The organism is Sphingomonas sp. FW306-05-A, from assembly GCF_058782275.1.
The window spans coordinates 26147-43723 of sequence record NZ_JBYSXN010000003.1 but is presented as its reverse complement, the minus strand read 5'-3'; the positions used below and the strand labels follow the sequence as shown (position 1 = coordinate 43723).

General features: G+C 68.6%; 16 protein-coding genes. 13 read left to right on the top strand and 3 right to left on the bottom strand.

The genetic code is table 11. The features are described from left to right. The first annotated feature begins 129 nt into the window (after window positions 1–129). Genes AC3WJR_RS16520 through AC3WJR_RS16470 form a run of 11 tightly spaced genes read left to right on the top strand, consistent with a single transcriptional unit; the run spans window position 130 to window position 10916 of the window. On the top strand, window positions 130–2064 hold the full coding sequence (locus AC3WJR_RS16520) for a TonB-dependent receptor plug domain-containing protein (protein WP_492726280.1): 1935 nt from the start codon (window positions 130–132) through the stop codon (window positions 2062–2064). Window positions 2065–2067: 3 nt separating this feature from the next. Next, window positions 2068–3081 carry an aminotransferase class I/II-fold pyridoxal phosphate-dependent enzyme gene (locus tag AC3WJR_RS16515; RefSeq protein WP_492726278.1) on the top strand — a complete coding sequence of 338 codons (1014 nt, stop codon included), beginning with the start codon at window positions 2068–2070 and terminating at the stop codon, window positions 3079–3081. Beyond that, window positions 3078–3692, top strand: coding sequence for a cob(I)yrinic acid a,c-diamide adenosyltransferase (gene cobO, locus AC3WJR_RS16510; RefSeq protein WP_492726276.1), 615 nt, complete (start codon window positions 3078–3080; stop codon window positions 3690–3692). Before AC3WJR_RS16515 ends, cobO begins: the two co-directional genes overlap by 4 nt. Then, entirely contained in the window at window positions 3689–4498 is an 810-nt protein-coding gene (locus AC3WJR_RS16505; protein WP_492726274.1) for an ABC transporter substrate-binding protein, read from the top strand. Before cobO ends, AC3WJR_RS16505 begins: the two co-directional genes overlap by 4 nt. Next, window positions 4495–5457 carry a FecCD family ABC transporter permease gene (locus AC3WJR_RS16500; RefSeq protein WP_492726272.1) on the top strand — a complete coding sequence of 321 codons (963 nt, stop codon included), beginning with the start codon at window positions 4495–4497 and terminating at the stop codon, window positions 5455–5457. The genes AC3WJR_RS16505 and AC3WJR_RS16500 overlap by 4 nt, the downstream gene beginning before the upstream one ends. Then, a complete protein-coding gene (locus AC3WJR_RS16495) occupies window positions 5454–6224 on the top strand; it encodes an ABC transporter ATP-binding protein (RefSeq protein WP_492726270.1) in 771 nt (256 codons plus the stop codon). Before AC3WJR_RS16500 ends, AC3WJR_RS16495 begins: the two co-directional genes overlap by 4 nt. Continuing rightward, window positions 6221–7132 carry an adenosylcobinamide-phosphate synthase CbiB gene (cbiB, locus tag AC3WJR_RS16490; protein ID WP_492726268.1) on the top strand — a complete coding sequence of 304 codons (912 nt, stop codon included), beginning with the start codon at window positions 6221–6223 and terminating at the stop codon, window positions 7130–7132. Before AC3WJR_RS16495 ends, cbiB begins: the two co-directional genes overlap by 4 nt. After that, on the top strand, window positions 7120–8580 hold the full coding sequence (locus AC3WJR_RS16485; protein WP_492726267.1) for a cobyric acid synthase: 1461 nt from the start codon (window positions 7120–7122) through the stop codon (window positions 8578–8580). The genes cbiB and AC3WJR_RS16485 overlap by 13 nt, the downstream gene beginning before the upstream one ends. Further along, entirely contained in the window at window positions 8577–9596 is a 1020-nt protein-coding gene (gene cobT / locus AC3WJR_RS16480) for a nicotinate-nucleotide--dimethylbenzimidazole phosphoribosyltransferase (RefSeq protein ID WP_492726265.1), read from the top strand. The genes AC3WJR_RS16485 and cobT overlap by 4 nt, the downstream gene beginning before the upstream one ends. A gap of 1 nt (window position 9597) precedes the next feature. Then, window positions 9598–10362: an adenosylcobinamide-GDP ribazoletransferase gene (cobS, locus tag AC3WJR_RS16475; protein WP_492726264.1), complete on the top strand. Its 765-nt coding sequence runs from the start codon at window positions 9598–9600 to the stop codon at window positions 10360–10362. After that, entirely contained in the window at window positions 10359–10916 is a 558-nt protein-coding gene (locus AC3WJR_RS16470; RefSeq protein WP_492726262.1) for a histidine phosphatase family protein, read from the top strand. Before cobS ends, AC3WJR_RS16470 begins: the two co-directional genes overlap by 4 nt. Before the next feature lie 112 nt (window positions 10917–11028). Here the strand turns inward: AC3WJR_RS16470 and AC3WJR_RS16465 are convergent, their stop codons facing one another. Beyond that, window positions 11029–12327 carry a Xaa-Pro dipeptidase gene (locus AC3WJR_RS16465; protein WP_492726260.1) on the bottom strand — a complete coding sequence of 433 codons (1299 nt, stop codon included), beginning with the start codon at window positions 12325–12327 and terminating at the stop codon, window positions 11029–11031. A 169-nt stretch (window positions 12328–12496) separates the two neighbouring features. On the opposite strand from AC3WJR_RS16465, the gene AC3WJR_RS16460 reads away from it, so the two are divergent. Together AC3WJR_RS16460 and AC3WJR_RS16455 are read left to right on the top strand one after the other, a co-directional pair. Further along, window positions 12497–12823 carry a DUF485 domain-containing protein gene (locus AC3WJR_RS16460; RefSeq protein WP_354283320.1) on the top strand — a complete coding sequence of 109 codons (327 nt, stop codon included), beginning with the start codon at window positions 12497–12499 and terminating at the stop codon, window positions 12821–12823. Beyond that, window positions 12820–14535: a cation acetate symporter gene (locus AC3WJR_RS16455; protein WP_492726258.1), complete on the top strand. Its 1716-nt coding sequence runs from the start codon at window positions 12820–12822 to the stop codon at window positions 14533–14535. Before AC3WJR_RS16460 ends, AC3WJR_RS16455 begins: the two co-directional genes overlap by 4 nt. Window positions 14536–14577: 42 nt before the next feature. On the opposite strand, the gene AC3WJR_RS16450 is transcribed toward AC3WJR_RS16455, so the two are convergent. Together AC3WJR_RS16450 and AC3WJR_RS16445 are read right to left on the bottom strand one after the other, a co-directional pair. Continuing rightward, complete coding sequence (locus tag AC3WJR_RS16450; protein ID WP_492726256.1) at window positions 14578–15180, bottom strand: hypothetical protein; 603 nt, start codon at window positions 15178–15180, stop codon at window positions 14578–14580. 140 nt (window positions 15181–15320) lie between these two features. Next, the gene (locus AC3WJR_RS16445) at window positions 15321–17453 is read right to left on the bottom strand and encodes a S9 family peptidase (protein ID WP_492726254.1); all 2133 of its coding nucleotides are present in this window, start codon (window positions 17451–17453) and stop codon (window positions 15321–15323) included. Window positions 17454–17577 lie beyond the last annotated feature (124 nt).

The following is a 17577-nucleotide window of genomic DNA, read 5'->3' as shown; positions in this document are numbered from 1 at the left end:
GCCGGGGTGTGCCGCGCGATCGAGGTTTTCCTCGTGAGACGACGTGGTTGGGGTCGTGCGCGGGGCGGAAAGCGGAATTCCGATTCAGCGCCGTGCGTGCCCCCGTAGCTGTTGCGAAGGGGAAAATCCGTGAAGACCTGTGCCTATCTGATCCTGTTGCCGAGCATCGCCGCCGCCGCGCCCGTGTTTGCCGAGAGCGCGCAATCCACCGCCACGCTGGAGCAAGCCGCTAACGCATCGCAGGATATCGTCGTCACCGCCAACCGCGCGGCGCGCCCGGCGGAGACCGTCGGCCAGTCGGTCACGGTGCTCGACACCGCGACGATCACCGAGCGCCAGGCGGTCGTTGTGTCCGACCTGCTGCGCCAGACGCCCGGCGTCACCGTTGTGCGCAACGGCGGGATCGGCACGACCACCTCGGTCAGCATCCGCGGCGCGGACAGCGACCAGACCGTCGCGCTGATCGATGGGATCAAGCTCAACGATCCCTCCGCCCCCGGTGGCGGGTTCAACTTCGGCAATCTGCTGATCGGCAACATCCAGCGGATCGAAGTGCTGCGCGGCGCGCAATCGGTGCTGTGGGGCAGCCAGGCGATCGGCGGCGTCGTCAATCTCATCACCCGCCAGCCGACCGAGCAGATCGCGATCAACGCGCGCGCCGAGGGCGGCGGCTATGGCACCGCGCAGGGGTTCGCCAACGTCTCGGGCAAGGTCGGGCCGGTCTCGGCAAGCCTCGGCGGCGGCTATTACAGCACCGACGGGATCTCGGCCTATGCCCCGGGCACCGAGCGGGACGGGTACCGCAACTATGCCGCAAACGGCAGCCTGGGGATCGCGCTGGCCCGCGACGTCTCGGTCGACCTGCGCGGTTTCTATACCAACAGCCGGACCGACATCGACGGTTTCCCGCCGCCCAACTTCACCTTCGGCGACACGCGCGAATATGGCGATGTGGAGCAATGGCTGGGCTATGCCGGGCTCAACGCCGCCTTGTTCGACGGGCGTCTGCGCAACCGCTTCGGTTATGCGCATACCGACACCGACCGGCGCAACATCGACCCCGATGGCGACCCGACCGAGACGTTCCGCGGGATCGGCCGCAACGACCGGCTGGAATATCAGGGGACCGCGAACGTCACCTCGGCGGTGTTCGCGACCTTCGGCGCGGAGCGGGAAGTGTCGCGCTTTTCCTCGTCGAGCTACGGCGGGCCGGTCACGCGCGGCCGGGCGCGGCTGTTCAGCGTTTACGGCCAGTTGGCCGTCACCCCGATCACCGGGCTGACCGCGACGGGCGGCGTGCGGCATGACGACCACAATGTGTTCGGCGGCGCGACGACCTTTTCGGGCAGCGGCGTCTATTCGCCCAATGGCGGCGCGACCACCCTGCGCGCGAGCTATTCGGAAGGCTTCAAGGCGCCGACGCTGTACCAGTTGCAGAGCGAATACGGGAACACGGCGCTGCGCCCGGAACGCTCGGACGGCTGGGATGCCGGGGTAACGCAAAAGGCGCTGAACGGCGCGGTCGAAGCGAGCGCGACCTACTTCCGTCGCAACTCGTCCGATCTCATCACCTTCGTGTCATGCGACGCGGCCCTGACCGGGATTTGTGCCGATCGCCCGTTCGGCACCTATGACAATATCGCACGAACTCGGGCGCAGGGGGTGGAACTGACGCTGCTGTTGCGTCCGGTCGAGCCGCTGACGGTGAGCGCGAGCTACACCTATCTCGATGCGGTCGACCGTTCCGCCGGCACCGCCACCTTTGGGCGCAAGCTGGCGCGGCGGCCGAACCAGAGCATCACGGTCAACGCCGATTACCGCTGGAGCTTCGGGCTGACGACCGGCGCGACGCTGACGTCGGTCGGGGACAGTTTCGACAACGCATCGAACGCGCGGCGGCTCGATGGTTATGTGCTGGGTGACGTGCGCGCGTCCTTCCCGGTTACGAAGAAGGTCGAGGTGTTCGGGCGGGTCGAGAACGTGTTCGATACGAAATACCAGACGATCTACCAATATGGTCAGCCCGGCCGCGCTGCCTTCGGCGGCGTCCGCCTGACGTATTGAGCGTTGCGCGCGCGCGATCTTGCCCTGTTCCACGCGCACGGCGGGCGCGTGGACGCCGCGCGTGCAATGTTCGGCGGAGACGAATGGATCGACCTGTCGACCGGGATCGCGCCCTGGGCGTGGCCGGTCGCGGACGTGCAGCTCGGGTGGGAGCAGCTCCCCGAACCGGGCGCGATCGCGGCGCTAGAGGCAGCCGCGGCGGAGGCGTTCGGGGTAGCCGATCCGGCGCGGGTCGTCGCGGTGCCGGGGAGCGACCTCGCGATGCGGCTGCTCGCGCCGGTGATCGCTGCGCGGCGGCCGTGCGTGGTGCGGCCGGGCTATGCGGGGCATCTCGCGGCATGGCCTGACGCGGTGGCGATCTTCGCGGACGCGCTGCGTGGCGTTGCGAGCGGTTCCCCCGCGCGGGAGCATGGCGGCGTGGGGGACGCCGACCTGCTCGTCCTCGCCAGCCCGGCCAACCCGGATGGACGCGTCACCGATCCCGCGCTGCTCCGCACCCTGGCGCAGCGGATGACCGTGGTGGTCGACGAAGCCTATGCCGACCCCGCGCCGGGCCTGTGCCCGGATGCCGACGACCGCCTCGTCGTGTTGCGCTCGTTCGGGAAATTCTACGGCCTGCCCGGGCTTCGGCTAGGGTTCGTCATCGCAGGAACCGATCATGCGCCGCGACTGCGGGCGTTGCTCGGCGACTGGCCGGTGTCGTCCGCGGCGATCGCGATCGGCACCGCGGCGTATCGCGACCAGCACTGGCACCGCGCACAACAGGCGCGCATCACCGAGACGGGCGGCTTGCTCGACGAAGTGCTGCGCGATGCGGACCTCGACGTCGTCGGCCACGCACCGCTGTTCCGGCTGATTGCATGCGACGGTGCGACAAAGCTGTTCGAAACGCTCGCGCATCATGCCATCCTGACTCGTCCCTTCGCCGACCAGCCCGACCGGCTGCGCATCGGCCTGCCGCGCGGTGCGGCAGGTCTCGTCCGTCTCGCCACCGCGCTCGAGGAGTTCATCCGATGACGACCGAAACCCCGGAAGATTTTGCCCGCCACAACGCCCGCAGCAAGCGCATCGCCGCCGCGCGCGAGCGGATGCAGGCGCGCCGCACGCTCGAACGCGGGCTGCTGATCGTCCACACCGGCAACGGCAAGGGCAAGTCCTCGTCCGCGTTCGGGATGGCGATCCGCAGCATCGGCTGGGGGATGAAGGTCGCGATCCTGCAATATGTGAAGGGCAAGTGGGAGACGGGCGAGCGCAACTTCTTCGAAGCCTACCCCGATCTCGCGACCTTCGAGGTGATGGGCGAAGGCTTCACCTGGGACACGCAGGACCGAGAACTCGACATCGCCGCCGCGCGCGCCGCATGGGAGCGGTCGAAGGCAATGATCCTCGATCCGGGAATCGAGTTCGTGATCCTCGACGAACTCAACATCGTGCTGCGCGACGATACGTTGCCGATCGCCGAGATCGTCGCGTTCCTGAAGGATCGCCCGCTGACCAAGCATATCTGCATCACCGGGCGCGGCGCGAAGCCCGAACTGCTCGAAATCGCGGACCTCGTCACCGATTTCACCGAAGTGAAGCACCCCTATAACGCCGGGTTCAAGGCGCAGAAGGGCGTCGAGTTTTGATCCGATTGCTCGCCTTGCCGATCTTGGCGGCGCTGCTGACCTCCGCCGCGCCGGTGCGCCCGCCGCGGATCGTGTCGATCAACCCGTGTATCGACGCGGTGCTGGTGCGGGTCGCCGACCCCGCGCAGATCGCGGGGATCAGCCATTATTCGCAGGACCCGCGCGCGACCTCGATCCCGCTCGGCATCGCCAATCGCTTCCATGCGACCTCGGGAACCGCGGAAGAGGTCGTCGCGCTCCGCCCCGACATGGTGCTGACCGGCCCGCATACCGAGCCCGCGACCGTCGCCGCGCTCAAGCGGCTGCACATCACGCTGGTACAATATAAGGTGCCCGAAAGCGTGGCGGAGAGCATCACGCAGGTGCGCGACATCGCCGCCGCCGTGCGGCATCCGGAGCGCGGCGCGGCGCTGGCCGCGCGGATCGCGGCGGCGGCGACGCCATCGCGCGCCACGCCGGTCTCGGCGTTGATCTGGCAGTCGGGTGGCCTCGTCCCCGGCAGCGGGACGCTTCCCGACGAATTGCTCCGGCGTGGCGGGTTCCGCAACATGAGTGCTGCCTATGGCCTCAAGAAATGGGACGTGCTGCCGCTCGAATATCTCATCGCCAAACCGCCGCGCGTATTGCTGTCGACCGCCGCCGCCGAGACCGGCGAGGATCGGGTGACGTCGCATCCGGCGGTGCGGCGTTTGGCGCAGCATATCGCGGTCGCGCCCTACCCGACCCGGCTGATGAACTGCGGCGGGCCGACGATCATCGACGCGATGGCGCGGTTGCGGCAAGTGCGCAGCGGGTTCGCGGCATGACCCGGCTCACGCTCTGGCTGGTGATCGCACTCGTGCTGGCGGCCGGTCTGTCGGTCGCCTCGGGCAAGATCTGGGTCCCGCTCGATGCCTGGACCGCCACCGATCCACGCTCGATCATCATCGTCGAACTGCGGCTGCCGCGCACCTTGCTCGCGCTGCTGGTGGGGGGTGCGCTCGGGCTGTCGGGGGCGGTGATGCAGGGGTATCTGCGCAATCCGCTTGCCGATCCCGGGCTGTTCGGCGTGTCGTCGGGCGCGGCGTTCGGCGCGGTGGTGTCGCTCTATTTCGGCTATGCGGTGCAATTGTGGTTGCTGCCCGCCTTCGCGCTGGCCGGGGCCGGGGTGACGATGGCGCTGCTCGCGTTAATCGCGGGGCGATCGGGGAGTTTGATCCTGTTCACGCTCGCAGGCATGATCCTGACGAGCATTACGGGCTCGCTCACCGCGCTCGCGATCAGCCTTGCGCCGACGCCGTTCGTCACGTCGCAGATCGTGACGTGGCTGATGGGGGCGCTGACCGATCGCAGCTGGGACGACGTCAGGGTCGCGCTGCCGCTGATCGTGGTCGGGGCGGCCTTGCTCGCGACCACTGCGCGGTCGCTCGATGCGCTGACGCTCGGCGAACAGGCGGCGAGGTCGGTCGGGGTCGATCCGGGGCGGTTGCAGCTCGTCGTGATCGCGGGCACCGCCTTGTGCGTCGGCGCGGCGGTGGCGTCGGCGGGGATCATCGGGTTCGTCGGGTTGATCGTCCCGCATATGGTGCGCCCGTTCGCAGGCAACCGGCCGTCCGCGATCCTGCTCCCCTCTGCGCTCGGCGGGGCGGTGCTGCTGACGGTGGCGGACAGCCTCGTCCGGCTCGCGCCGACGGTGAGCGAGTTGCGGCTCGGGATCGCGATGTCGATGCTGGGCGGGCCGTTCTTCCTCTACCTGCTGATCCGCATGCGCCGGAGGCTCGCATGAGCGTGCTCGCCGCCGAGGGGATCGGCCTGTCGCTGGACGGCAAGCGCATCCTCGATTCCGTCAGCCACACCTTCCGCCGCGGGCGGGTGACCGCGCTGCTCGGGCCGAACGGCGCGGGCAAGAGCACGCTGCTCGATTGCCTCGCCGCGTTGCGCAAGCCCGACGACGGGGCGGCGACGCTCGACGGGCAGGACGTGCAGCGGATCGACCGGCGGGTGCGCGCGCGCGCGATCGGGCTGCTGCCACAGGCGGCGGACGTGCATTGGAACATCGATGTCGCGACGCTGGTGGGCCTGGGACGCCTGCCGCATCGCGGGCGCTGGGGCGAGACCGCTGCGGACCGCGACGCGGTCGCGCGCGCGCTGGCGGCGACCGACATGGCCGGGCTCGCCGACCAGGGCGTCGAGCATCTCTCGGGCGGCGAGCGCGGTCGCGCGTTGCTCGCGCGCGTGCTGGCGGGGGAGCCCGACTGGCTGCTCGCCGACGAACCGCTCGCTAGCCTCGATCCCGGGCATCAACTCGACGTGCTCGCGAGGTTGCGCAGCATTGCCGATGCGGGGAGCGGCGTCGTGCTGGTGCTGCACGACCTGCATCTGGCGGCGCGCGTCGCCGACGATGCGGTGTTGCTGCGGGGCGGCAGGGTCGTCGCCGCGGGGCCTGCCGAGGACGTGCTGACCGCGCCGCTGATCGCCGAGGCGTATGGCGTCGACGTCGAGATCGGGCTGACGCCCGCGGGCCACCGTTTCATCCTGCCGATCGCGCGGTGAACCATGCCGCGCTGCTGCTCCCGATGCTGATCGCAGAAGCCGCGCTCGGCTATCCGAGAAGCTGGTGGCATCCGGTGATGGCGGTAGGGGCGCTGATCGACGCGCTCGAACGGCGCTGGAACCGCGGCGACGCGGTGCGGCAGCGGCTCGGCGGGATCGCGTTGCTCGGCGTCTTGATCGGGGCGTCGGCGATCCTCGGCACCGGGATTGAGCGGATTGCGGGCCATGGCTGGGGGCTGGCGGTCGTCGTGCTCGTCTGCACGACGGGCCTCGCGCAACGTAGTCTCGACGATCACGTCCGTGCCGTGCTGCGTCCGTTGGCCACGGGGGATCTGCCGGGGGCGCGGAATGCGGTCGCGATGATCGTGGGCCGCGACACCGATACGCTCGACGAAGCGGGCGTCGCCACCGCCGCGATCGAAAGCCTCGCAGAGAGTTTCTGCGACGGCGTCGTCGCGCCCGCCTTCTGGTTCCTGCTCTTGGGCTTGCCGGGCCTGTTCGCGGCCAAGGCGATCAACACTGCGGATTCGATGATCGGCCACCGCACGCCGCGCCACCTCTGGTTCGGCTGGGCCGCCGCGCGCGCGGACGATGGCGTCAACTGGCTCCCCGCCCGCCTGTCGGGCGTGCTGCTTTGCCTGGCGGGGCGCGGCGGCTGGCGGACGATGCTGCGCGATGCGCGACGCCATGCCTCGCCCAATGGCGGCTGGCCCGAAGCCGCGATGGCGGGCGCGCTCGGGCGCACGCTGGGCGGCCCCGTCAGCTATGATCGCGAGCCAGCAATGCGCGCGATCCTCGGGCGCGGCTCCCGCCCCGGTGCGCACGATCTGGCACGCGCGCTGCGGATCTACCGGGTCGCGTGCGGACCGCTATGGCTGATCGTCGGGGGGATCGCATGGCTGGCGTGATGTTGCAGGGGACCGGGTCGGACGTTGGCAAGTCGGTGCTGGTCGCGGGGCTGTGCCGCGTATTCGCCAATCGCGGACTGCGGGTCGCGCCGTTCAAGCCGCAGAACATGTCGAACAACGCCGCCGTCACCGCCGATGGCGGCGAGATCGGCCGCGCACAGGCGTTGCAGGCGATCGCCGCGCGCATACCGGCGAGCGTCGACATGAACCCGGTCCTGCTCAAGCCGCAGAGCGACCGGACCTCGCAACTGGTGGTGCGCGGCAAGGCGCAGGGTACGATGCGCGCGGGCGATTACTGGCGGCGCAAGCCCGAGCTGCTCCCGCAAGTGCTCGCGGCCTACCACCGGCTGCGCGCGGAGGCGGACATCGTCGTGGTCGAGGGCGCGGGGTCGCCCGCCGAGATCAACCTGCGCCGCGGTGACATCGCCAACATGGGGTTTGCGCGCGCAGGCGGAGTGCCGGTCGTGCTGGTCGGCGACATCGATCGCGGCGGCGTGATCGCCGCGCTGGTGGGCACGCAGGCGGTGATCGACCCCGCCGATGCCGCAATGATCCGCGGGTTCCTGATCAACAAGTTCCGTGGCGACGTGTCGCTGTTCGACGACGGCCTCGCCGCGATCGTGGAGCGCACCGGATGGCGCAGCCTCGGCGTCGTGCCGTGGCTTGCGGACGCGGCGCGGCTGCCGGCGGAGGATGCGGTCGCGCTCGGACGCGATACCGGCGATGGCGCGGGCCCGCTGATCGCGGTGCCGATGCTGTCGCGGATCGCCAATTTCGACGATTTCGACGCGCTCGCGCACGAACCCGGCGTCCGGCTCGCGATGATCCCGCCGGGGCAACCGCTCCCCGGCGATGCCGCTCTGATGATCCTGCCCGGGACCAAGGCGACGATTCCCGACCTCGCCTTTCTGCGCGCGCAGGGGTGGGACGTGGATCTCGCCGCGCATGTCCGCCGCGGCGGGCGGGTGCTCGGGATTTGCGGCGGGTATCAGATGTTGGGGAACACGATCGCCGATCCGGACGGGATCGAGGGCGACTCCGGATCGGTCGCGGGACTGGGCCTGCTCCCGATCGGCACGGTGATCCATGCCGACAAGCGCACCCGCCCGATCAGCGGGCGGTTCGCGGACGCGGAGGCGCGCTTTACCGGATACGAGATTCACGCGGGCGTCACGACCGTGGAGTCCTCGGCACCGCCCTTGCTGCGCTTCGACGACGGGGCGCACGACGGGACGACCGCGCGCGACGGACAGATCGGCGGCTGCTACGTCCACGGCCTGTTCGATCAGCCGGAAGCCCGCGCGTGGCTCGTCGCGAGCCTCGGCGCGGTGTCGGACGGGCTCGACCGGCGTGAGACGATCGACGCCGCACTCGACGCGATCGCCTTGGAGCTCGAACGCGTGGTCGATGTCGACGCGCTGCTCACCATCGCAAAGGATGCCGGATGATCGACGAACAGGCCGTGTGGGCGCATCTCGACGCGCTCGCCAAGCCGCGCCGCAGCCTCGGGCGGCTCGAGGAGATCGCGGTTGCGCTCGCGCTGACGCAGGGGCGGATCGATCCGCGCACCCGGCCCCGCCGTGTCGTGCTGTTCGCGGGCGACCACGGCTGCGTCACGGATGGCGTGTCGGCCTGGCCCTCCGCGGTGACGGGGATGATGGTCGGCACGATCCTCGCGGGTGCAGCGACGAGCAATGCGCTGGCCGCTGCGAACGATTGCCCGTTGCGGCTGGTCGATGTCGGCGTCGCAGGGCCGCGCCCGGTCGATCCCCCCGCGTTTTTCTGCGATGCCCGGATCGGCGACGGCAGCGCGAGTCTGGCGCACGGCCCTGCGCTTACGCGCGCGCAGTTCGACGCGGCGTGGCAGGTCGGCGTGGACGAAGCGGACCGTGCAGTTGCGGAAGGGGCCGCGCTGTTGATTGCGGGCGAGATGGGGATCGGCAACACCACGCCCGCCGCGTGCCTCACCGCGCTGCTGACCGGGCTCGATGGCGATGCGGCGGTCGGGCGTGGCGCGGGGGCGGACGATGCGACGCGCGCGACCAAGGCGCGGGTCGTGACCACGGCGGTGGCGCGCGCGCGTGCGCTCATGGACACCGACGCGACCGGCGCGATCGCCGATGTCTGCGGCTATGAGATCGCCGCGATGGCGGGGTTTTACGCGCGCGGCGGCGCACTCGGCTGCACGCTCCTGCTCGACGGCTATGTCGCCACCGCCGCCGCGCTGATCGCCGAGCGGCTCGCGCCGGGCACGGTGCGCAGCATGATCGCGGGGCATCGCTCGGCCGAACCGGGGCACGCCGCGGCGCTTGCAGCACTCGGTCTGGCGCCGATCCTCGAATGGGAAATGCGGCTGGGCGAGGCGAGCGGCGCGCTGGTCGCGCTGCCGTTGCTCGATGCCGCCGCCGCTTTGCTTACCGACGTCGCACGGCTCGACACGATCGGCGCGGACCGGGCGGACTGACATGACGCGCGCGCCACTTTGGGCCCCGCCGTTGCTCGCGCTGCAATTCCTGACGCGGCTGCCGGTGCCGGTGCTTGCGCGGCTTTCGGCGGAGCAGGCGGCGGATGGGCTCGCGCGCGCGATGGCGTGGTTGCCGATCGTCGGCTCGCTGATCGGTCTGGTGACGGCGGGGGTGTTCGCAGGCGCGGGGGCGGTGTGGCCGCCGCTGGTCGCGGCGATCCTCGCGCTGATGGTCGAGGCGTTGCTGACCGGCGCGTTCCACGAGGATGCGGTCGCGGATTTCTGCGATGCGTTCGGCGGCACCGCGCACGGCGAGAGCGCACTCAGGATCATGAAGGACAGCCGGATCGGCACGTATGGCACGCTCGGGCTCGGGCTGTCGGTGGGGTTGCGGCTGGCGGCGATGGTCGCACTGCCCGCGCCGGTCGCGGTCGCGGCGATCGTCGGCGCGGCGACGATGGGCCGGCTGTGGGCGGTGGCGCTCGCAGGGGTCGTCGCGCCGGTGCGCAGCGACGGCATGGCGGTCCGCGCCGGGCTGGTGCCCCCGCGCCGGGTGGCGCTCGCCGTCGTGCTGGCGCTGCCGGGGATCGTGCCGCTCGCGGTGTCGCACCTCGTTCCGATCACGGCGAGCCTGTTCGTCGGCGAGATATTCCTGTGGTGGCTGGCACGGTTCCTGCGGCGGCGGATCGGCGGGAGTACGGGGGATTGCCTCGGGTTTGCGGCCTATGTCGGGCAGCTCGTGGTGCTCCTTGCGGTGGCGGCGTGAGCGCAGCGGTGCTGCTGCTGCGGCACCCGCCCGTCACGCTCGCGTGGCGCAAGCGCTGCTATGGCCGATCCGACATGGGGTGGAGCCGCGCGGGTACCGCCATGGCGCAAGCGCTTGCCGACCAGCTGGCGACCCGCCCGATCGACGCGATCGTCCATTCGGGCGCGCTGCGCACGCGTCGGCTGGCGGAGATAATCGCGCGGGGTCGCGCGATTCCGGTTTCCGCGGATGCCGGATGGCTGGAGCGCGACTTCGGCACCTGGGAGGGGCGGACGTGGCACGCGATCTGGCGCGAAACCGGGGATTTGATGGACCGGATGGTCACCGATCCGACAGGGTTTCGCCCCGGTGGCGGCGAGACCGGGCAGGACTTGTCTGAGCGGGCGCGGGCGGCATGGGGGCGGTTGCCTGCGTCGGGCACGACCCTGGTGATTGCGCACGGCGGCCCGATCGCGGCGCTGCGGACGTGGCAGGCGGGGGAGCCGCTGGAGGCGATGGTGCGGTTTATTCCGGCGTGCGGGGAAGTGATCGCGGCGTGGCGGGACGCGACTTAGCCCCTCCCCTTTAGGGGAGGGGTTGGGGTGGGGGAGTCCAGCAGAACTTACCTCTCTGCGAGGCACCGCCCCACCCCCAACCCCTCCCCTGAAGGGGAGGGGCTTTAGGCAATCAGCCCTCCGTTGACGCACTCCCCCCGCGCACGACCACGCCGCCCTTCATCACGAACGCCACGCGCTCGAGCGTCCGGATGTCCGCCAGCGGATCGCCGTCCACCGCGACCAGATCGCCGTAGCGCCCCACCGCGATCGCGCCGACGTCGGCGGTGCGGTCGAGCGCTTGCGCGGCGCTGCTCGTGGCGGACTGGATCGCTTCCATCGGGGTCATCCCCCATTCGACCATCTTGGCGAATTGCAGCGCGTTGTTGCCGTTGGGATAGACCCCCGCATCGGTCCCGAACAGCATCTTCACTCCCGCCGCATGCGCCGCGCGGAAGGTCTGGCGCTGCTTGAGGCCGACCGCGCGCTCCTTGTCGAGGCTCTCCTGGAACACGCCGTTCTTCGCCCCTTCGGCGAGGATATAGTCGTCGTCATAGATATCCATGTCGAACCACGCCCCATGCTCCTTGGCGAGCTTGAACGAGGTGGCATCAGCGAGGCTGGCATGTTCGATCGTGTCGACCCCGGCGCGCAAGGCGACGTTGATCCCCTCGGTGCCGTGCGCATGGACCGCGACGCGCATCCCGAGCATGTGCGCCTCGTCGACGATCGCCTTAATCTCGTCATAGCTCAATTGCTGCGCGCCGACCGAATCGCCCTTGGAGAGCACGCCGCCGGTCATGCAGACCTTGACCACTTGCGCGCCATATTTGCGGATCGTGCGGACCGCCGCGCGGAAGCCCTCGGGCGAATTGGCGATCTGCGGCGCGGCGGTGGTGATCGACGGCGGGAATTCGGTCGCGTCGCAATGTCCGCCGGTCACGCCGAGCGCATAGGTCGCTGGCACGATCCGCGGGCCGGGGATCTCACCGCGCTCGATCCCCTGCTTGAGCCCGACGTCGGCATAATCGCTCGACCCGACGTTGCGCACCGTGGTGAAGCCCGCGTCGAGCGTCTTGCGCGCGTTGGCGACGCCGAGCACGGTCCAGTAGCTGTCGGTGAATTCCAGCCCGCGATACCCGCTCAAGGTCGGGTCGCTGGTCAGATGGACGTGCATGTCGATCAACCCGGGCAGCACCGTGCGGTTGCCCAGGTCGATCCGCTCCGCGCCCGCCGGAATCGCATCCCCGCGCCGTCCGATCGCGGTGATCCGCCCGTCGACCACCGTGATCTGCGCATCGTCGACGCGCTTGCCGCCGAGCACATCGATCATGTGTGCCGCGGTGACGACGACCGTCTTGGCGGAGACCGGCGCGGCAGCGAATCCTGCAACCGAAGCGAGCGCGACGAACAGGCAGGACTTTGAACGCATCGGGCATCCTTTGGCAGACGGGAGACGGAAATGGATCGGCGGAGAGCACCGCTCGGACGCATCACAGACCATGATGCGCCGCAGCGATCAAGGGGGCCAAATCATCAAAGCTTAGCCATTGATCGCGCAGGACGTTGCCATCCGCGGCATCCTCCCCGATGATGCCGCCATGCCAGCCCCCACCCAAACCACCAGCGCGCTCGAAGCGCGGATCGCCGCGGACCCCCGCTACGTCGCGCTGGTGCGCGACCGGCAGCGGTTCTCGTGGATTCTCACCGCGATCACCGTGATCGTCTACAGCAGCTTCATTTCGCTGATCGCGTTCGACAAGCCGCTGATGGCGCAGCCGGTCGGCGGCGGGACGATCAGCCTCGCGGTGGTGCTCGGCGCGGCGATGCTGGTCGGCACGGTCGCGATCTGCGCGGTCTATGTGTGGCGCGCGAACGGGAGCTACGACGCCCGCCTTGCCGAACTGCTTGCGGACGCAGGCGCATGACGCGCAACCCGTCCCGGAGCTTGTTCGTCAGTGCGGCGATGATCGCATTACTCGGTTGGGCGACCGGCGCGAATGCCGCGATCGCGGGTGCGGTCGCGCGGCAGCCGACCAACTGGACCGCGATCCTGATGTTCGGCGGGTTCGTCGCGATCACCTTGTGGATCACCGGCGCGGCGGCGCGGCGGACGCGGACCGTGTCGGATTTCTACACCGGCGGCGGGATCACCGGCTTCCAGAACGGGCTCGCGATGGCGGGCGATTATTGTTCGGCGGCGTCGTTCCTCGGCATCACCTCGCAGATCTTCAACGATGGCTATGACGGGCTGATCTACGCGATCGGCTTTCTCGTCGGCTGGCCGATCGTGCTGTTCCTCGTCGCGGAAAAGCTCCGCAACCTCGGGCGCTTCACCTTCGCCGACGTCGCCTCCTATCGCTTCATGCAGGGGCCGGTGCGCAGTTTCTCGGCGGTCAGCACGCTGCTCGTCGTGTCCTTCTACCTGATCGCGCAGATGGTCGGCGCGGGGCAGCTGATCCAATTGCTGTTCGGCCTGCCCTATCTCATCGCGATCATCGTCGTCGGCGGGTTGATGATGGTCTATGTCCTGTTCGGCGGGATGCGCGCGACATCGTGGGTGCAGATCATCAAGGCGGTGATGCTGCTCTGCGGCGCGACCTTCCTGGTGCTCGGGGTGATGTCGAGCGTCGGCTTCTCGCTCGAGGCGCTGTTCGCCAAGGCGGTCGCGGTCAAGACGAAGCTCGCGCTCGAAAGCGGGCTTTCCCCGGCGGACGCAGCCGCCAAGGGCCGTGCGATCATGGGGCCGGGCGGGTTCATCAAGGATCCGATCTCGGCCTTGTCGTTCGGCTTCGCGCTGATGCTCGGCACCGCGGGGCTGCCGCATATCCTGATGCGCTTCTTCACCGTTCCCGACGCGCGCGAGGCGCGCAAGTCGATCCTGTGGGCGACGGTGTGGATCGGCTATTTCTACGCGCTGACCTTCATCCTCGGCTTCGGCGCGATCGTGATGATCTCGTTCAACCCGGAATATGTCGATGCGGCGGGTGCCCTCCGCGGCGGCAACAACATGGCGGTGATGCATCTCGCGCATGCGATCGGCGGAAACCTGTTCCTCGGCTTCATCTCGGCGGTCGCCTTCGCGACGATCCTCGCGGTGGTCGCGGGGCTGACGCTGTCGGCGGCGTCCGCGATTTCGCACGATGTCTATGCGAGCGTGATCCGCAAAGGCGACGCCGATCCGGTCAAGGAGCTGCGCGTGTCGCGGATCACGACGATCCTGCTCGGGATCGCGGCGATCATCCTCGGCATCGTGTTCCAGAAGCAGAATGTCGCGTTCATGGTCAGCCTCGCCTTCGCGCTGGCGGCGTCGGGCAATTTCCCGGTGCTGGTGATGTCGCTGCTGTGGAAGGGCTGCACCACCAAGGGCGCGGCCTGGGGCGGCGCGATCGGGCTGCTCAGCGCGTTCGTGCTGACGGTGCTGTCGCCGGTGATCTGGGTCGCGGTGTTCCACTTCGAGTCCGCGATCTTCCCGTACAGCTCGCCTGCGTTGTTCTCGGTCCCCGCCGCATTCCTCGCGATCTGGCTGATCTCGACGCTCGACCGTAGCCCCCGCTCGGCGATCGACCGGGCGGCCTATCCCGAACAGCGGTTGCGCTCGGAGACGGGGATCGGCGTCCACGCCGCCGCCGACCACTAAGGCGGGGTGGCTGGTTCAGCGTTCGCGCCACGATAGCGGTTTTCAGTGGATCCCGCGCGGCACGGACGAGCTACGGCACGAGGGGGAGCCGTAGGCCTCAAGGTACGAGCGATCAAAGCATTTGATTAGCCCGTCAACGACGTCCAAGTTCGGCGCTTGACTGGCATGACTGCCCGAACGAAAACTTCCGTCCGGTAGGCGCTCCATCGTTGTCGGTATTGGAGCTGCAACCAGTCGCTTTCTCGCCTGCTGCAACGCAATGCGATCCCGTCTAAGGAAAGCGATTGTTGCGTCAGCGTAGGCATTCCAGCCCTCTTGGGACTGACCAAGCACGGAATTCGGCCGTTTAGCGCGCTGAAACAGGGCGATCGCTTCCGTAGCCCGTCCCATTTCCGCAAGAACCTGGCCTTCGTGCCAAACGAGAGAGTCGAGGCGCATCTGCAGCATCTCGCGGTAGACGCGCATTAGTTCGGCTGCCTTAGCACGGCAGTTAGGGCGAGCCGCGACGGAGCGCCAGCCCTTCTGCGGATCCTGATCGAACGTATCGAGATCTTCGTTCAGGATCCGGGCCTCGTCACCGCAAGGCGCTGCAACCGTTGGCGACTGCGCTGCTGCTGCCAATGCGAGAATAATGGCGACGACCATAGCTTCTCCTTTGTTGGATACTGTGAGCTCAGGCTATCAGCTTTGTTCAGTCATCCGCCCGATCACCAAGACGGCATTCAATGTCATGGGCAGCCACGGCGAGCACATCCCGCGCGCCGTAGCCGACAGCCCCCCGCCCCTTACGGCGCCCCCGTCGCCCCCAGTTGATCCAGCACGAACGCCTGCCACTCCGCATTCTGGCGGAAGCGTTCGAACCGGCCCGACTTGCCGCCATGCCCCGCCTCCATGTTGACGCGGAACAGCAAGGGGTTGGCGTCGGTCTTGAGCTCGCGCAGCTTCGCGACCCATTTGGTCGGTTCGTAATATTGCACCTGGCTGTCCCACAGCCCGGTCCCGACATAGAGCGCCGGATACGCCTTCGCCGCGACGTTATCGTACGGCGAGTAGCTCAGCATGTAATCGTAGAACGGCTTTTGCGCGGGGTTGCCCCATTCGTCATATTCGAAGGTGGTCAGCGGGATCGACGCGTCGAGCATCGTCGTGACGACATCGACGAACGGCACCTGCGCGACGATCGCCTTGTAATCGGCCGGTGCCATGTTGGCGACCGCCCCCATCAACAACCCGCCCGCGCTGCCCCCCATCGCGGCGACGCGGTCGCGCGCGGCATATTTCTGCGCGACGAGGAAGCGGGTGACGTCGATGAAGTCGGTGAAGCTGTTCTTCTTGTTGAGCAGATGCCCGTCGTCATACCAGCCGCGCCCCATTTCCTGCCCGCCGCGGATATGCGCAATCGCGTAGACGACCCCGCGGTCGAGCATCCCGATCCGGCCCGGGTCGACCGCCGGGTCCATCGAAACCCCGTAGCTGCCATAGGCATATTGGAACAACGGTGCGGTGCCGTCGCGCTTGACGCCCTTGCGATAGACCAATGACACCGGAATCCGCGTACCGTCACGCGCGCTCGCCCAGACGCGTTCGGTGACGTAACTGGCGGGATCGTAGCCCGGCACCGGTGCCACCTTGAGCACCCGACGCGCCCCCGTCTTGGCATTCACCTCATAGGTCGTCGTCGGCGTCACCAGCGAGCCATAGGTGTAGCGCACCCACGGCCTGCCCGGTTCCTCGTTGACGTCGAGCGCCATCCGGTAAGCGGGTTCGTCCGCCTTGACCGGGATCGCCTTGCCCGCATCGGTCAGCAGCCGGATCATCCGGTTGCCGCCCTCGCGCTGGTCGATCGCGACGAAGCCCGCGAACGGCTTGAACCCTTCGATGAACACGCTGTCGCTCGCCGGGGTCAGGTCACGCCACGCGGCGACCCCCTTGGCGAGATCGGCATCGGCGAGCGTGACGAGCTTGTAGTTCTTCGCCGCACGATTGGTCCGGATGATCCAGCGATTGCCCTGGTGATCCGCGCCATAGCGGAAGTCGCGCACGCGCGGCGCGAGCACGGTGAAGCTGGCCGGTGCGGCGGCGGGGGCGCAGCGCTGCTCGTCGCTAACGGTGCTCTCGACCCGGATGCAGACGAAGCGATCGTCGGTGGTCCGCGCGATGCTCATCTGAAAGGTCTCGTCCTTCTCCTCGTACAGCATCGTGTCCGCCGTCGCCGGGGTTCCGAGCACATGCGCCATCACCTTGACACCGCGCAGCGTCACCGGGTCCTTGGCGACATACAGGATCGTGCGATTGTCGTCCGCCCAGACCACATTGGGTTCGATGTTGGCGATCGTGTCGGGCAGCGCCGCGCCGCTCGCCAGATCCTTGACCTTCAGCACATATTGCCGCCGCCCGACGGTATCCTCGGCCCAAGCGACCCGCGCATTGTCCGGGCTGGCCGCCCAGTCGGACAGCGCGAAATAGCTGTGCCCCTCCGCCATCGCGGGCTCGTCGAACAGCATCGTCGCGGGTGCGGTCGGTGTGCCCTTGCGGCGCTCGATCACGGGATAGTTCGCACCCGTCGCAAAGCGCGAGCCGTAATAATAGCCGTTCCTGGCATAGGGGACCGAACTGTCGTCCTGTTTGATGTGCGACACGGTCTCGGCATAGAGTTTCGCCTCGAGCGGCTTGAGCGGCGCGAGCTGCGCATCGGCGTAAGCGTTCTCGGCGGCAAGATAGGCGAGCATCTCGGGGTTCTTGCGCGCGTCGTCGCGCAGCCAGTAATAAGCGTCATCACGCGCGCCATTGGGCGAGACGACCTGAAACGGCTTCTTCGCCGCATGCGGCGGTGAAGCGGACTGCTGCGCGTGCGCGGCCCCTGCGATCAACAGCGCGGCGCTCGCCAGCATCGTCGCCCGTTTCGTGGAACGCGTCATCATACCCCCATATCGCCGTGATCTTGCTGCGAAGGATGACCGCGCCGCGCCATGTGCACAAGCCTCGACGCGATGGGATTTTACGCCAGAACGTGCCCGCCGCGTCAGGTCAGGAGGTAGAGTG

Excerpts from the sequence above, each read along its gene's own strand:
- cobO (WP_492726276.1), top strand. The coding sequence starts at position 3,078 with ATGACGACCGAAACCCCGGAAGATTTTGCCCGCCACAACGCCCGCAGC.
- AC3WJR_RS16500 (WP_492726272.1), top strand. The coding sequence starts at position 4,495 with ATGACCCGGCTCACGCTCTGGCTGGTGATCGCACTCGTGCTGGCGGCC.
- AC3WJR_RS16495 (WP_492726270.1), top strand. The coding sequence starts at position 5,454 with ATGAGCGTGCTCGCCGCCGAGGGGATCGGCCTGTCGCTGGACGGCAAG.
- AC3WJR_RS16485 (WP_492726267.1), top strand. The coding sequence starts at position 7,120 with ATGGCTGGCGTGATGTTGCAGGGGACCGGGTCGGACGTTGGCAAGTCG.
- cobT (WP_492726265.1), top strand. The coding sequence starts at position 8,577 with ATGATCGACGAACAGGCCGTGTGGGCGCATCTCGACGCGCTCGCCAAG.
- cobS (WP_492726264.1), top strand. The coding sequence starts at position 9,598 with ATGACGCGCGCGCCACTTTGGGCCCCGCCGTTGCTCGCGCTGCAATTC.
- AC3WJR_RS16465 (WP_492726260.1), bottom strand. The coding sequence starts at position 12,327 with ATGCGTTCAAAGTCCTGCCTGTTCGTCGCGCTCGCTTCGGTTGCAGGA.
- AC3WJR_RS16460 (WP_354283320.1), top strand. The coding sequence starts at position 12,497 with ATGCCAGCCCCCACCCAAACCACCAGCGCGCTCGAAGCGCGGATCGCC.
- AC3WJR_RS16455 (WP_492726258.1), top strand. The coding sequence starts at position 12,820 with ATGACGCGCAACCCGTCCCGGAGCTTGTTCGTCAGTGCGGCGATGATC.
- AC3WJR_RS16450 (WP_492726256.1), bottom strand. The coding sequence starts at position 15,180 with ATGGTCGTCGCCATTATTCTCGCATTGGCAGCAGCAGCGCAGTCGCCA.
- AC3WJR_RS16445 (WP_492726254.1), bottom strand. The coding sequence starts at position 17,453 with ATGACGCGTTCCACGAAACGGGCGACGATGCTGGCGAGCGCCGCGCTG.